The 15,974-nt window shown below is 41.0% G+C and carries 13 protein-coding genes; 7 read left to right on the forward strand and 6 right to left on the reverse strand.

The window, feature by feature from the left end:
• Positions 1-27: 27 nt before the first annotated feature.
• The gene (locus tag A374_RS01840) at positions 28-1,617 is read right to left on the reverse strand and encodes an APC family permease (protein WP_007200469.1); all 1,590 of its coding nucleotides are present in this window, start codon (positions 1,615-1,617) and stop codon (positions 28-30) included.
• Between the two features lie 283 nt (positions 1,618-1,900).
• On the opposite strand from A374_RS01840, the gene A374_RS01845 reads away from it, so the two are divergent.
• Complete coding sequence (locus A374_RS01845) at positions 1,901-3,076, forward strand: site-2 protease family protein (protein ID WP_007200470.1); 1,176 nt, start codon at positions 1,901-1,903, stop codon at positions 3,074-3,076.
• On the opposite strand, the gene A374_RS01850 is transcribed toward A374_RS01845, so the two are convergent.
• Positions 3,051-3,323, reverse strand: a complete 273-nt coding sequence (locus A374_RS01850) for a YqhV family protein (protein WP_040340264.1) — start codon at positions 3,321-3,323, stop codon at positions 3,051-3,053. The genes A374_RS01845 and A374_RS01850 overlap by 26 nt on opposite strands.
• 270 nt (positions 3,324-3,593) lie before the next feature.
• Here A374_RS01850 and cspD point away from each other — a divergent pair, with 270 nt between their 5' ends.
• Positions 3,594-3,791, forward strand: a complete 198-nt coding sequence (gene cspD, locus A374_RS01855) for a cold-shock protein CspD (RefSeq protein ID WP_007200472.1) — start codon at positions 3,594-3,596, stop codon at positions 3,789-3,791.
• Between the two features lie 140 nt (positions 3,792-3,931).
• On the forward strand, positions 3,932-4,564 hold the full coding sequence (gene ytaF, locus A374_RS01860; protein WP_007200473.1) for a sporulation membrane protein YtaF: 633 nt from the start codon (positions 3,932-3,934) through the stop codon (positions 4,562-4,564).
• Here the strand turns inward: ytaF and A374_RS01865 are convergent.
• Positions 4,549-5,916 carry an amino acid permease gene (locus A374_RS01865; RefSeq protein WP_007200474.1) on the reverse strand — a complete coding sequence of 456 codons (1,368 nt, stop codon included), beginning with the start codon at positions 5,914-5,916 and terminating at the stop codon, positions 4,549-4,551. The two genes, ytaF and A374_RS01865, sit on opposite strands and share 16 nt — an antisense overlap.
• A 328-nt stretch (positions 5,917-6,244) precedes the next feature.
• On the opposite strand from A374_RS01865, the gene hpf reads away from it, so the two are divergent.
• The gene (gene hpf / locus A374_RS01870) at positions 6,245-6,808 is read left to right on the forward strand and encodes a ribosome hibernation-promoting factor, HPF/YfiA family (protein WP_007200475.1); all 564 of its coding nucleotides are present in this window, start codon (positions 6,245-6,247) and stop codon (positions 6,806-6,808) included.
• 98 nt (positions 6,809-6,906) lie between these two features.
• On the opposite strand, the gene efeB is transcribed toward hpf, so the two are convergent.
• Genes efeB through A374_RS01885 form a run of 3 tightly spaced genes read right to left on the reverse strand, consistent with a single transcriptional unit; the run spans position 6,907 to position 10,818 of the window.
• Positions 6,907-8,166, reverse strand: a complete 1,260-nt coding sequence (efeB, locus tag A374_RS01875; protein ID WP_007200476.1) for an iron uptake transporter deferrochelatase/peroxidase subunit — start codon at positions 8,164-8,166, stop codon at positions 6,907-6,909.
• Between the two features lie 15 nt (positions 8,167-8,181).
• Positions 8,182-9,333 carry an iron uptake system protein EfeO gene (efeO, locus tag A374_RS01880; protein WP_007200477.1) on the reverse strand — a complete coding sequence of 384 codons (1,152 nt, stop codon included), beginning with the start codon at positions 9,331-9,333 and terminating at the stop codon, positions 8,182-8,184.
• Between the two features lie 3 nt (positions 9,334-9,336).
• Positions 9,337-10,818 (reverse strand): FTR1 family iron permease, encoded by a 1,482-nt coding sequence (locus A374_RS01885; RefSeq protein WP_007200478.1) that lies wholly within the window; start codon positions 10,816-10,818, stop codon positions 9,337-9,339.
• Positions 10,819-10,993: 175 nt separating this feature from the next.
• On the opposite strand from A374_RS01885, the gene A374_RS01890 reads away from it, so the two are divergent.
• The 3 genes from A374_RS01890 (at position 10,994) to secA (ending at position 15,894) form a co-directional block, all read left to right on the forward strand.
• Positions 10,994-11,818 (forward strand): GNAT family N-acetyltransferase, encoded by an 825-nt coding sequence (locus tag A374_RS01890; protein ID WP_007200479.1) that lies wholly within the window; start codon positions 10,994-10,996, stop codon positions 11,816-11,818.
• Positions 11,819-11,908: 90 nt separating this feature from the next.
• The gene (locus A374_RS01895) at positions 11,909-13,162 is read left to right on the forward strand and encodes a dicarboxylate/amino acid:cation symporter (RefSeq protein WP_007200480.1); all 1,254 of its coding nucleotides are present in this window, start codon (positions 11,909-11,911) and stop codon (positions 13,160-13,162) included.
• A gap of 215 nt (positions 13,163-13,377) precedes the next feature.
• Entirely contained in the window at positions 13,378-15,894 is a 2,517-nt protein-coding gene (gene secA / locus A374_RS01900) for a preprotein translocase subunit SecA (RefSeq protein ID WP_007200481.1), read from the forward strand.
• Positions 15,895-15,974 lie beyond the last annotated feature (80 nt).

A 15,974-nucleotide genomic window follows, 5' to 3' on the forward strand; every position in this document is an offset into this window, starting at 1 on the left:
TTATCGTCGCTGTTGATGAGTGGACTGTCAAGCGTTTTCATCATCGACTTGCTGCATATCAATTTGGGGTTTTTCTAAGGATGTACGCACACCCCAAACATAAAAGAATAACGAGAGAATAGCTGTAATGGCTGTGTCCCAAGGCGCTGAAATCCAGTGATCATTTCCCGGTCCATAGCTACCAATATAGGAAAGGATAAGTAAAAAAATATAATACGCAATGAGCCACCAACCTGATTGCAAGTGACGTTTGATTTTTTCTTTCGTGAAAGAAGCATCTTTTGCTGTGAAAATGAAATAGAAAACAAGTGAGATGATGATAATGGGAATAATGAACGAAACGATTTTCCATTTGCTCCAGTAAATAACGAGCGTTGCCCCCATAAAGGCGAGCGGTGTAATAAGCTTAGCTCCTCGTAACAAGAAGGGACGCTTTAGGTCGGGAAGACGTTGACGAAGGGCCATCATGGAAACGGGACCTACGACAAAAGTTAAGGCTTTAAGAGACGTACTTGCATCGACAAGATCAGCCCAAGCTTGGAAGCGATAAGGCAGCATCCAGATGATGGCTAGCGCCAGTGTTAACCAAAGCGCAGCTCGTGGCAAACCACTTCGCTTATCAATCTTTTGAAACACTTTAAAAAAATAACCATTTTTTGCCCAAGCAAACAGAGAGCGAGCCGTTGCGGAGAAATAAATATTCCCGGTTGCAGACGGGGAAATAACGGCATCGAGTAAGACAAGATTCGCTAACCATACAATGCCAAGTGCAGAGGCAAGGTCAGCCCACGGAGATTTAAAGTGTAGTCCTGCCCAGCCATCCGATAACATGGAAGAAGGAACAGCTCCTATGTAGGTTACTTGTAGCAACATATAAATCGCTAATCCAATGAGAATTGAGAAAATAATTGAAAGCGGAATGCTCTTAGATGGATTCTTCGCTTCTTCAGCGAACTCAATAGGCTGACGAAATCCGTTAAAGGCAAAGACAATACCAGCTCCAGTAACAGCCGCAAATATGCCTTTTGCTCCACCAGGATGGGCACCACTTACTGAAAAATTAGAGAAATCAAAATGAAACAGTAATACGATAATAATGAGCGACGGTACAATGAATTTAAACACAGTAAGAATGGTGTTTAACTTACCGAAAAACGCTACACTCCAATAGTTAAGAATGAAGAAAAGAACAATTAAGCCAATTTGAATAGCAAAGCCTAAAAAGGTAGGCGTTCCATCTTTATGACCTAAACTGCTAAACCAGTATTCTAAATAACCGCGTACAGCTTGCGATTCGATACTAATAACCGCAGAATAAGCGAGCATCGAAATAAAGCCTATGAGAAAGCCAACAACAGAGCCATGTGTATAGTCGGGATAACGAACAAAGCCACCGGCAACAGGTAAAGCTGCCCCTAACTCTGCATATACGAGCCCGATTAATAAAATAATGACTGCGCCTAACAGCCAAGAAATCCAAGCATAAGGACCGGCATACTTTGCACCGGTTGCTGCGGCGTATAACCATCCAGAGCCTATGATGGATCCAAGTCCGAGAAATGTTAAGTCTAACGTACTTAAACGACGTTTAAATGAACCATTGCTTTGATCAGCCACAAGGAGACCTCCTTTAGTAGTAACAGAGAAGAAAATTCCCTAAAAAAGACAGAAATAAACCTTCACAACGTACACACGCTTCTTCATAAGATAATGAATCTTTTTTGTTTGTGGAACGTATGAAGAGAAAGGCGTTCTTCTGCGTGTTCTCAGGAAATGGGATGCATGCTACACTAGTAGTAGAAAAATACGTAAAAAAAGTAAATGTTAGGATTGATCCTATGGCTATACACCTTATTTCATAGGAACAAGACATGCTGACAGAACGAAGGAGTTTTATAGAATGGCTGAAAAAACAAAACAAGGAACATCACTTGGTATTCTCGGTGTCATTGGCCTTTTTCTTTTAGGCAAAGCGAAGTGGCTGTTTGCTTTATTGAAAATTGGCAAGCTTACAACCTTGATCTCGATGTTTGTAACGGTGGGTGCGTATGCACTTGTCTATGGTTGGAAATTTGCCGTTGTGCTCGTCTACTTACTATTTATTCATGAAATGGGTCATCTCGTTGCCATGAAATATAAAAAGATTCCTGCTTCGCCGGCCATTTTTATCCCATTTTTAGGGGCAGCAATCTCCATGAAAAAACCACCAAAAAATGCCCGGGATGAAGCTTTTATTGCCTATGGGGGACCGTTGTTTGGGTTGCTTTCCTTTTTGCCGGCTGTGTATTTGTATCACGTCAATGGTGATCCATTTTGGGGCATGGTTATTTTTATCGGTGCGTTTTTAAATCTATTTAACTTGTTTCCCATTTCGCCACTTGATGGGGGAAGAATTGTAGGCCTGCTTTCACCAAAATTATGGTTGCTCGGTTTAGCGGGATTATTGGCCTATGTGGTTATCTCTCCATCACCGATTTTAATTCTTATTTTGCTATTCGGGTTTTTCAATTGGTGGGAGCGATTTCGTGAAGAATTTCATTTGCAAAAAACCGAACAGCAGCATGCCCTTTTCGCTATAGAGCAAGAAGAAGCGCAAATGTGGATGAGAGAACTGCAGGAGTATCGTGGACAAACAAACTTTATATATATACTCGATCAATATATTGATCAAGCTTCAAGGGAGCAAGAAACGCTACAGCGACAGATGGCTAATAAAGGATGGCTCCCGTTTGTAAATGATCATCATAAGCTGCAAGATGCAGAACGCAAGCAAAAAATAGATTTACTGCAAATGAGGAAGCAATACTTACTTGTACCACTGAAACTTTATGTTGAACGAGGCGAAGAAGAGGGTGACCTATTTCACCACTATGAATCAGTGTTAGAAGAGAAGAAGCAAGAACTAGCAGAAACACTATCTCATCGTAAACACTATTACGTCGCTTCCAAAAAAACAAAACTCATCGTTCTTGTGCTTTATGTAGCACTAGCAGCAGTGCTTTCTTATTTTACGCTGTACGGACACGATCTTATGGAGCAGCATAAAGATTCTATTTCTTCAATCCGATCACAATAAGCGCAAGACCAGCGATAACCCAAAGTAGGCTTCCCATATTCAGACGTGAGGAAATGCCTAATAAACCAATGGCCATCGTTGAAAAGAAAATAATTGGACCGACAATCGATAAACCGGCATTGATCATTAAGGCTTTCTCTGGACTATTGAAATGCAGCATAAGAAGGGCGGCGGTGATTTCAATAAATCCTGATGCAAGGCGAATGACCGCCATGCCTAATACGACTTTTTCAAAGATTGCAAACATACGTGTCACTCCCATTGTTTTTTGAACCTGTCCTCCTTTCACTATATGAAGCAGAAGAAAAAGTAGAAGTCACGAAGAGAAGACTTTTATTCCATATTATGTGAAAAAATAGGGAGATACTGTAAGTCTAAAAGAGGAGTCGCGTTTCTTCGACAAAACTTCTTACTATTCGCTAAATGATGCGTTTGACTTTAATTTTTCTGGTATGTAATACTATAAATGTATAGAAATTCTATACAGATTGTCATGATGAAGGGATTGTGAACGTAGATGCAAGGTAAAGTAAAATGGTTTAACGCAGAAAAAGGATTTGGATTTATCGAAAGAGAAGATGGAGACGATGTATTCGTACATTTCTCAGCAATCAATGTAGATGGCTATAAGTCTTTAGACGAAGGCCAAGAAGTAGAATTTGAGATCGTTGACGGAGCTCGCGGTCCTCAAGCAGCTAACGTTACAAAACGATAAGCAATTATCCAGTAACCTATCAGCTCATAACCTAGCATCCTACGTGATGCTAGGTTATTTCGTGTTATTAATAAAATGAACTTTTTCCGTAGCCACCTCATACAATGTGAACGAACAGCATTTGTAAAGGAGCTGCGCGTATGTTGATAGCAACATGGATCACGGTGCTTCTGTTATCCATTTCTTCAAGTATTGACAATTTTGGTGTAGGTATTTCATATGGCATTCGCAAAATAAAAGTGGGCTTTGTAGCGAATGGCATCATTTCAGCGATTGCGTTCGTTTTTAGTATGGTTGGCATTTACTCCGGTCGCTTTTTAGCCGATCTATTTCCAGGCACTACCGCTGAAATAATTGCTACTGCCTTTTTATTTGTAATTGGCATTCGTATTATTATGCTTACCTTCCCACCGAAAAAAGAGAAACAACAAACAGATGAATCGGTTACAGGTGTTATTACTGGGTATTTGCACTCGCCGGAAAAGGCAGATCTCGATCAATCTGGCGAAATTGGTTTTTATGAAGCGATTGTTCTTGGGATTGCCATCTCGATGAATGCGTTAACAAATGGACTTGGAGCAGGATTAATGAATGTTTCACCGCTCGCTTTATCGCTCATTTCGGCTCTCTTTAGCTTTGGTTCCATTTGGCTTGGGGTTGCGTTAGGCAGTAAAATTGCCAACATTACCATTGGCAAGTGGAGCATTGGCCAATTTAGTACCGCGCTAAGCGGTGTAATTCTTTTAGGCATTGCGCTTCATAATTTATTATAAGATCCTTTACGGGCGCGCCATCCATAAGCACATAGAATAAGGAATGCGAAGCCGATTGCTATGAAAAAGCCAATGCGCTGATGGCTATGAATAAGCGATCCCGCAATCGTAAAGACGATAAGGGCAATGCCTAGAAAGGAAGGTAGTGGAGTCGAATGCTCTAGCTCCCTTCCTTTTTTAATATGAGAGGAGAGAATGATCACCCAATTTAAAAGCAGCATAATGCCGGCAGCAGCTGTTAAATATTCATACACCGTATTTGGTAGGACATAGGAGGCGACAACGGTCACCGCAAGTCCGATCCCGCTTAAGAAGAGCGCGCGCCACGCCACACCATGTTGATTTGGCTTGTGAAGAGAGGCGGGGGCGTCTCCATCTAACGAAAGAGAAATCATTATACTGGTGATGGAAAAAAGGGCGCCAACCATCGTCGAAAATGCGGCTGAAATCAAGATTACATTAAAGAGACTATCAAGGTAAGGAATAGAAAAGTGGGATAGTACATACACGAACGGGCTTTGATCTGAAGAAATGGATTCAAAGGATACAAGCTTTAAAATAAAGAAAATACTAACCGCATATAAACTAGTTAATACGACGACAAGAAACGTTCCTGCCTTTGTAATATCTGTTTTTCGTTTAAGTTCGTTCGCTAAGACACCGACAACTTCAATTCCACCATATGAAAATAATACGAAAATTAATGATGACCAAAAGCCGAGAAAACCGTTCGCAAAAAAGGGTGCTGAAAAAGAGGAGAGCATTTCCTTAGGAGCAGTAGGCGTAACAACACCTGTAAGCGCTAATGTACCAAAGCCAACAAATGCTAGTAAGGTAGCAATCTTGATAACAGCAAAAAACGATTCAATGCTCCCAAAGTTTTTAACGCCAAGCATATTAATCAATAAAGCAAGTGCAGAATAAAGAATAGCAAATACCCAAAGAGGAATATGGGGAAACCATAATTGAGAAAAGATAGCTAACGCTGTGACTTCGCTCGACATAATTAAGACGCCTGCAATCCAATAAATCCATCCACTCATAAAGCCGAGAGAATGACCGAATGCTTGGCGTGCATACGTTCGAAAAGAGCCAGGCTGTGGATCGTGAACCGTCATTTTACCAAGTGCTTGAAAAACAAAGAAGGCGATTAGACCTGAGAGGATATAGCCAACTAAAACGGAAGGTCCCGCAGCGTGAATGGCGAGCCCTGATCCTAAAAAGAAACCAGCACCAATAACGGAGCCAATGCCAATCAGTGAAAGTTGCCACCAGAAAAGCTTCGGTGTTTGGCCTTTTGCTACTTTTTTGCTTTGTACATTTTTTACTTGTTCGGTGACAGACTTATGCATACAAACAACCCCTCATATCCAATTTGTAGTAGCTTACACTATCTTAACCAGATTTTTAGTAAAAATAAGTGATGAGACTCTCTTTTTAAATAGTACATTTGCTGGTGATTTATAAAGAGAAGGTATATTTTATGCGTTTTCTATTTGTTGTAGTATAAGGGATTGTTGTCTAGCCTCGTGAGATTTTTCCTAGATAAAGGTAAAAGAAGTGCGGAAAAGCGAGAAATTTGTCGACAATTTTATTTTTTTGTCACTTTTTTTTGTGTTTATGAAGGAATTGAGAAGGGTATGTAGAATATATACTCATCACGGAAGGAGGAGTTAAGATATGCAATACAACATTCGTGGAGAAAACATTGAGGTGACTCCTGCATTAAGGGAGTATGTAGAAAAGAAGGTAGCAAAACTTCAACGCTATTTTAACGAAACTCCAAACACTGACGCCCATGTCAATTTAAAGGTGTACAACAATGATCAATCAGTAGAGGTAACGATTCCGATGACAGGACTTCTGCTCCGTGCCGAAGAAAGTCACACTGACATGTATGCTGCAATTGATTTAGTCATCGAAAAGCTAGAGCGTCAAATCCGTAAACATAAAACAAAAGTGAATCGCCGTGCAAAACAAAATGGTGGCATTCATGAAATTATTGCAAACAGTGCTGATGCAACAGCAACAGCGGTTATTGAAGAAGAAGAAGATGAGGCATTCCAAATCGTTCGTGAAAAACGCTTCGATTTGAAACCAATGGACACAGAAGAAGCTATTTTACAAATGGATTTATTAGGTCATAGTTTCTTTGTTTACAATCATGCTGAAACAGGCACAACAAATGTCGTCTACAAACGAAAAGATGGAAGATATGGGCTGATTGGCCCTGAAAGAGAATAGAACAAAGAAAAACGCGGTCTGCAGAAATGCGGACCGCGTTTTTCTTTACATAGTAAACGGCCTTAGCTCCTGGATGGTGAGCTAAGGCCGTTTATTGTTTATTGAAAGAGTGCTTGACCAACGTATTCGCCTTTTTTAATTCCTCGTGGAATCGCAAACATGGCGCTACCAATATGTTGCGTATACTCATTCAATTTATCTGATTTTGCTAGAACTTTTAACATCGGAAGAAACTGTGTACTAGGATTCTTTTGATACGAAATAAACATGAGACCAGCATTTACATAGCCTGTTTTTTCATCCACGCCATCTGTATACGAATAGGCGCGACGGTAAATGGGTTTCCCGGTACTTTTTGCTAAAGCCGTATGGGAGGTTGCTGGCATATCAAATGAATTCACAGGATCATGCTCTTTTAATTTTCCATACGGTGCGCCACTATCTTTTTTTCGACCAAACGTATCTTCTTGGTCTTTTAACGATGAACGATCCCAAATTTCTAAGAACATTTTAATTTTACGAAAGGCCATGTAGGAACCGCCTTGCATCCAACTAGGTTCACCATCTAAGGCCCAAATAGAAGCATCATGTGCTTTCGAATCTTTTGGTGAAGCGTTGGCTGTACCATCTTTAAAGCCAAATAGGTTACGTGGTGTTTTCCCAGGGGCGCCGCTAATAAAGCCTGACTGCATCCACTTTAGTTCTGCTTTTCCGACAGACGTTCGGATAAAGTTACGAATAGCATGAAACGCAACCTGTTGATCTTCAGCACAAACTTGGATGACTACGTCACCACCAACAAATGGTTCTTGTAAGTGATCCTTTGGCATCGCCGGTATATCTTGTAGATGTTTCGGTGCTTTATTTTTAATACCGAATCGATCGACGCCTTTTTTACTAAAGAACGTAGGACCAAAGCCAAATGTCATCGTTAAACGAGCAGGTGGTAAATCTTCTGCTTCGCCTGTATCAACAGGAGGCAGTAAATCATTTGGTGCACGTGTTGCTGCTTTTCCTGTACTCATAGAGGCAGCAAGAGCTGTCCATTTCTTTAGAAGTTCGATCACTTCTTTTTTTGTCGATATCGTCAAATCAAATGCGCCAACATAGGCATACGTTTGCTGCGGGGTAATAATCCCAGCTTGATGAGCACCGTAAAAAGGAACGATTTCGTCTTCGCCTTCTGCTGAAGAGGTCGTTTTTGACGTGTCAGCAAATACATTTGTCATGCTAGCAACGGCACCTAGTCCACTGGCACCAATGGCAACACCAGCACCGGCTACTAATGACATTTTTAGCATATCGCGTCGTGAAACCGTACCTTGTTCTTCTTTGTTTTTGTTCTTGTTTTCAGTCACAGTTCTTCACCTGGCTTATTGAAAGATTTCAGCGGTTTGAGACATGGATTCTGAAAGAGTTTTCAGCTGATTACTCAATTCGCGTACTTCTTCTTTAGATAGTTTTTTATAGTCTTTAAACGCACCTTGCTTTTTATATTTAGCAAGTAGTTCTGTCATCTTATTAAACTCGGTATCAAGCTGTTTGGCAAGGTCTTTGTTTTTCGTTGTAAGAACAGGAAGCACAGCGTGATAGACGGCTTGTGAACCTTCAACGTTAGATGTGAGATCAACAAGGTCAATACGAGAATAGCGTTCTTCTTCACCCGTTACTTTCGTTAACGCGGCTTCATTTAAAAGTTCTTGTGAACCAGCGACAATCGTAGCAGGATCAAGCTTTACCTTTTTAATTTTCGCGTGTAAGTCTTTAACGTCTTGATCAAGTTGATTGGCAATAGGTGTCATACCTTTAAGTGTATGCTCTTTCCATAGCGCTTTTTCGATGCGATGGAATCCTGTCCATTTTCCTTCGACGTCATTTTCACGTGCATCAATCTTTGGATCTAAGTCACCAAGACTTTCGGCAATAGGTTCAATGCGCTCATAAAAGACACGTGCTTTTCCGTAGGCTTCTTTTGCTTGGTCCATGTTTGCTGAACGCACGGCATCCGTAAAAGTTTTCGTAGCACCTATAAAAGCGTTCACTTGTTCGTTTACATATTCTTTATAATTTTTTACGGCTTCTTTTAGTTCAGTAGATGTTTGATGCGCATTTTCTTTTGCATTTTTTAAATTGTCCAATGAACGGCTTAAGCTCGCACTTAAGTCTTGTACTTTACTCCAAGCAATGCTGTCTTTCGTTGTTTCACTGTAGAGAGGCAATAAGTATTTTTCCGTATCTGTATAAAGAAGTGGGTATTTTTCACGAATGTTATTTTCATAAGAAAGCCATTGTTTGTTTAATTTCTTACCATCTTCGCTCGTTAGTTTAGCATCTTTCTTTTCAAGGTTGCTTTGCAGCTGTTTTAGCGTTTTTTGTAATTCATTCACTTGCGCTTTCATTGAATTTGAACTAGAAGAACTATGTGTTACTTCTTTCTTTTCTTCTTTACCGCAAGCAGATAATAATGGAACAGAAACGATAGATAGTGATACGAGTGCATACGTAAGTGGTTTTTTAAAGTTCATAAGTTAACTTGCCTCCTGTTGACGATGTGCTTTAAGTTTTATTTTCTTTTTCTTTAGCTGTCCAATCATCACAATGGAAACAGCAATAAGTACGATGATGACTTGTGGGAAGAAACTATACCACGATGGATACACACCAAGTGCATCAATCGATGGAATGAGTTCATCCGTTACGGAAGGGACAAGGCCTGAAAGTTGAAGACTATGAATGCCGGACCCCATGAATTTCAAGCACATATAAAATACGATGGCACTTGAAATAATAAAAAATGGTTTTAGTGGTAAGCGAACGCTTAGTTTTAACATAATAAAGCCTAAAACAATAAGTAAGCCAAAGCCAATTAAAATTCCAGTAACGAGTGACGAAGTGCTCATTTGATTAGCCATCCCGATCAAGAAAATGACCGTTTCAATACCTTCACGTAAGACAGCAAGAAACGCAATCAAGCCGAGCGAAAAGAGCTTGCCACTCGTGAGGGCTTTTTTCGTTTTGTTAGCAACAAAGGCATTCCACCGAGAGACGTTAGAATTGCGGTGTAGCCAGTAGCTTACATATAATAACATGAGACTTGCGATGACGCCTGACCAACCGTTAATTAAAAAGTTATTTTGACCAAAGGCACTGGCGCTTAATGCAAAGCTTACGAGAAAGCCTGCCCCTAAACTTGCAAGGATACCGATGGTTGTTCCCGTCCATACCCAACGTCCACCAGAAGGCGCGCCATCGCGTTTCGTAAAGGTTAACAATGCACCGATAATCAACAACGCCTCCAGTCCTTCGCGAAGTGGAATTAGCGCTGCATCCCAAATACCGTATGTACTGTTGGCGAGTGGTTTTAAATCATTTTCCATATTGGTTAATAGGGTGAGTGATGCTTCTTTTTTGTCTGGCGTAGCAATAGAAGCTGTTAGCATAACAAGTCGCTTTTCAGAGTTGTTATACACCGTTTGCGACTTTCCAACAACATTTCCTTCAACACTTAACCATAAGCTATTTAATTCTTCGGCTTGTGCTTTTGCTTTTGCGAAGTCATTCTCATTTAAAGATTGTTTCGTAGCTGCTAGCTTTCCTAGGTAATCCGTAATGCTCATATGCTTTGAGGAAGAGGCTGCGGGATTGCTTTGGAGCGCGCCCTCCTCGTATTGCGTAAGTAAAATGTTTAAGTTTTGTAACGCTTCCTCTGCGCCTTTTTGATCTTTATTTAATAAGGAGAGAGAAACGGCAGCCATTTTCGATTTTATTTTACTATAGCCGGCCAAGTTCTCTTTGCGAACCTGAGCTTCAAGCGCTGTCCACGCTTGCTTAACGTTACGAAAAGCACTTTCTGCTTTAGGGAAGTTCTGTGCTTTGGTGGCAGCAATCGTTTCGGTAATCTTTTTTTCTAACGTTTTCACTTGTGCTGTATTGTCAGCGGCAAAGCTGATCGGCGCACTGGCCATTAGTAGGATTAACACAGCAACAACAACACTTAGTAGCTTTTTCATTCATCATCACCCTAGTTAATTGATAATAATTATCATTATTAATTATCTTTATATATGCACCATTTGTCAATAACCGTTTTTTGGTGATAAATGAAAGGAAATTACGAAGAGAAACAGGAATTAGTAGCAGATAACAAGAACACTAGTACTAGCACATGAAAAGTTGGAGGTTTAAATGGAAAATCAATGGAGTAAGGTAAGACAGCTACAAGACACATGCGAGGCAGCCGATTCTATTGTACTCAAGCTTAATTGGGACATGTTACGGGAACCACATCGATATAATCAGGACTTCTTTTATGAAGAAGAAGATGAACTTGTCGGTTTCGTTGGCTTATATGAATTTGGGAATAAAGTAGAGCTTTGCGGGATGGTCCATCCAGAGTGGCGGCGTAAAGGGATTTTTACGAGGTTAATGCAAAAAGCATTAGTAGAGGTAGAAAAGAAACAGTATAAAACGGTGCTGTTCAATGCCCCGGCATCTTCGTCTTCTGGTAAAGCGCTGTTAGCATCCATGCCATGTACGTACGAAATGACAGAATATCAAATGCGCTGTCTTCCTTCGAGTAATCTAAAGACGCTGCCCACAAATGAACAAATCTCATTAAGAGTCGCGAATGATCAAGATCGACCTTTTGAAATAACGCTTGATGTGACGTGCTTCGGCTACAGTGAGGAAGAGGCGCAACAGATGAATCAGCGCATTCATAAGGAGGTACACCAAAGCTTTTGGATTATTGAAAATCAGAACTGTCCTGTCGGAAAGGTGCGCCTCTCGAAAGCAGAAGGCGACCTTTGGATTTATGGCTTAGCGGTGGCGCCTGACAAACAAGGAAAAGGCATTGGACGGGCGACCCTTAGTGCATTAATTAACATGCACTCTAAAGAGCCATTGTTTCTTGATGTCGAGGCAAGCAATCGTCACGCTTTGAAATTATATGAAGCATGTGGTTTTGAAACATTTCAGGCACAAGATTACTATCGATGGAATGGAAAATGAGAAATACATACTCCTTATTCATGCAAAGGCATTGAGTTTTTAGTGCAGGATGCCTATAATCGACATGAACATAACAAAGGGGACATTTAAATGAGGAAAATTTTAAAGACATACCGATTTCCAATTCTTTTATTACTCGCCATCGTAATAGGAAGTATTATCGGTTTTTCATTTGGAAAAAAGGCGTTAGTGTTAAAGCCGTTTGGTGACGTATTTCTAAACGCGATGTTTATGATTGTCGTACCGCTCGTCTTTTTTTCAATCTCATCCGCAATTGCATCGATGGGTGGCGCAAAACGCTTCGGTAAAGTAATGGGATCGATGTTGTCGGTCTTTCTATTCACCGGAGTCATTGCTTCTGTCGTTACCATCGCAGCGGCAAAGCTTTATTCACCGTCAGAAGGGGTTAGCATTCATCTTACAAAACCGGCGGATGGTGGCGAAAAAACGTCAATTGGCGATCAAATTGTACACACGTTAACGGTTTCTGATTTTTCCGAGTTATTTTCACGTAACAACATGTTAGCTCTTATCTTATTTTCTGTGTTGCTCGGACTAGCCGTTTCAATGATCGGTGAAAAAGGAAAGCCATTTGCTGCCTTTTTGAAGTCAGGAAGTGAAGTGACCTTAAAGATGGTTACACTCGTTATGTATTATGCACCGATCGGTTTAGGTGCCTACTTTGCCGCCTTAATTGCACAATACGGACCGCAATTACTGGGCTCCTATGTACGCGCAGTGCTATTTTATTATCCGCTCGCCATTGTTTATTTCTTTGGCTTTTTTACACTTTACGCTTTTTTAGCGAGTGGAAAAATAGGCATTCGCCAATTTTGGGGTAACATGTTATCGCCGTCATTAACCGCGTTAGGAACGTGTAGTTCAGCGGCAGCGATTCCTGTCAATTTAGAAGCGTCTAAACGGATGGGTGTACCTGATGATATTCGCGAAACATCGATTCCGCTTGGCGCGACCTTGCATAAAGACGGTTCCGTTATGGGCGGCGTCTTAAAAATCACCTTTTTATTCGGGGTGTTCGGCCACTCATTTTCAGGAATCGGAACGTATTTACTCGTCATCGTCGTTTCCTTGCTTGTTGGTATGGTGATGGGTGCCATTCCCCAAGGTGGCATGATTGGAGAGATGCTGATTCTTTCGCTATTTGGTTTTCCAGTAGAAGCGCTACCTATTGCAGCCGCTATTAGTACGATTATTGATCCACCAGCCACGCTCATTAATGCAACCGGAGATAATGTGGCGAGTATGCTAACAGCTCGGCTCGTAGAAGGAAAAGACAAAATGATTGAATCGGTTACAAAGCTCCGAACACAAAAAGGCGCTTAAAGACCTAAACGTAAAAAGACATATTATTTTGTAAATTCTTTTACATTTCAAGATTACTAAGGGGTATTCGGTATACTGTGGGTAGATGGTTTGTGAAAGATCGTGATAAAAAAGACATTGACAGCATTAGCAGTTTCGGCTTTCTTGTTCTCAAATTCACAAACTGATAAAATAGGTAATAGCACTTATTTCCTGAACAGAGGAGCGTTTTATACATGAAAGGATTGCTTAAGAAAATATTTCCAAGTACAAATGAACGAAACCTGAATAGATATCAGAAGATTGCCGTTCAGGTCGAGGAGTTAGGTGGTCCTTTAAAAGGATTATCTGATGAACAACTTCAGCAAAAATCCGTAGAATTCAAAGAGCGAATTGCCAATGGTGAAACGTTAGACGCGTTATTACCAGAAGCATTTGCCGTTGTAAGAGAAGCGGCCGATCGTGTGCTCGGAATGCGTCCGTATCCTGTCCAAATTATGGGGGGAGCAGCTCTTCATGAAGGAAACATCGCAGAAATGAAAACAGGGGAAGGGAAAACCCTCGTTGCAACAATGCCTGTATACTTAAATGCGCTAGAAGGCAAAGGCGTTCATGTTGTAACGGTCAATGAATATCTTTCAGGACGTGACTCTGAAATTATGAAGCCTCTTTATAATTTCTTAGGACTAACGGTCGGATTGAATGTATCTGATTTATCTCGTGAAGAAAAGCAAGAAGCGTATGCATGTGATATTACGTACGGTACGAATAACGAATACGGCTTTGACTATCTTCGTGATAATATGGTCGTTTATAAAGAAGAAATGGTACAGCGTCCGTTAAACTTTGCCGTTGTCGATGAAGTCGATTCCATTTTAGTCGATGAAGCGCGTACACCGCTCATTATTTCCGGTGCCGCTCAAAAATCAACGGAAATGTACATGCTAGCGAATATGTTTGTACGTACGCTCAAAAAAGAAGAAGATTATACCGTTGATGTGAAAACGAAAAATGTTCAACTGACAGAAGACGGAATTACGAAAGCGGAAGCCTATTTTAACATTGAGAACTTGTACGATTATTCCAACGTTTCATTGAATCACCATGTGAATCAAGCGTTAAAAGCGAATATTATTATGGTTCGAGACGTTGATTATGTTGTTCAAGATGGAGAAGTGGTTATTGTCGATCCATTTACGGGTCGTCTAATGGCAGGTCGTCGTTACAGCGAAGGTCTTCACCAAGCGATAGAAGCGAAGGAAGGTCTTGAAATTCAACGTGAAAGTATGACGCTAGCAACGATTACGTTCCAGAACTACTTCCGTATGTACAATAAGCTATCAGGTATGACAGGGACAGCAAAGACGGAAGAAGAAGAGTTTCGTAACATTTACAACATGGATGTTGTGGCGATTCCAACGAACCGTCCAATTGCTCGTCAAGATAATTCCGACCTTGTATACAAATCCATGGCCGGTAAATTCCGGGCCATCGTTAAAGAGATTCAAGAGCGCCACGCTACAGGTCAACCAATTCTAGTCGGTACGGTAGCGGTTGAAACGTCTGAGCTTATTTCGCAAATGCTTCGTAAAAAAGGCATTCCACACAATGTCCTTAACGCGAAAAACCATGAGCGCGAAGCAGAAATTATTGAAAATGCGGGACAATCAGGCATGGTTACAATTGCAACGAACATGGCAGGTCGCGGAACGGATATTAAACTTGGCGAAGGTGTACGTGAAAGTGGTGGTTTACACATTTTAGGTACGGAGCGTCATGAATCTCGCCGTATTGATAACCAGCTTCGTGGTCGTGCAGGTCGTCAAGGAGATCCAGGGTCTTCACAATTTTATATCTCAATGGAAGACGAATTGATGCGTCGCTTCGGTTCTGACAACATGATGAATATGATGGAACGCCTTGGCATGGACGAGGATACGCCAATTGAAAGTAAACTTGTATCCAAAGCTGTAGAATCTGCTCAAAAACGTGTTGAAGGCTCGAACTTTGATGCGCGTAAACAACTTCTTCAATATGATGATGTGATGCGTCAACAACGTGAGATTATTTACAAGCAACGTCAAGAAGTGCTTGATGCAGATAAGCTAGAGTCTGTCGTAGCGCAAATGATGGATGCTGTTATTGAGCGCATTGTTAAAGCTCATACGCTTGATGAAATTGTTCAAGAAGAATGGGATCTTGCTGAAATCGTTAATTACGCTGGAGCAGTTTTCTTAGCAGAGGAAGACGAAGTAACGGTTGACGAGCTAAAAGGCCTTGATCAAGAAGAGATTATCGAGCTACTGAAAGAACGTTCACAAAAAGCGTATGCGAAAAAACAAGAAATGATTGATCCAGAGCATATGAAAGAATTTGAAAAAGCGGTTATTCTCCGTGCGGTTGATTCGAAGTGGATGGATCATATCGATCAGATGGAACAGCTTCGTGAAGGAATTCATTTACGTGCTTACGGTCAAAATGATCCGCTTCGTGAGTATCAATTTGAAGGCTTTGAAATGTTTGAAGCGATGATCGCTGCGATTGAAGAGGAAGTTACAACCTACATCATGAAGGCGCAAGTTGAAGAGAACATGCAACGCGAGCAAGTGGCGGAAGGAAAAGCCGTTGTGCCTAGTGACAAACAAGAGAGCAAGCGTAAGCCGGCGAAAAAGAAACAAGACATTGGCAGAAATGCACTTTGTCCGTGTGGTAGTGGAAAAAAATATAAACAATGTCACGGAGCCGAGCAATAAGTCGCTTCAAGTGATATACTATAATGCAAAGAGGTAAGAGAGTCTGTTTAGTGTGGGCTCTCTTTGCCTATGTTTACTGA

The organism is Fictibacillus macauensis ZFHKF-1 (assembly GCF_000269865.1).
Lineage (GTDB): Bacteria > Bacillota > Bacilli > Bacillales > Fictibacillaceae > Fictibacillus_C > Fictibacillus_C macauensis.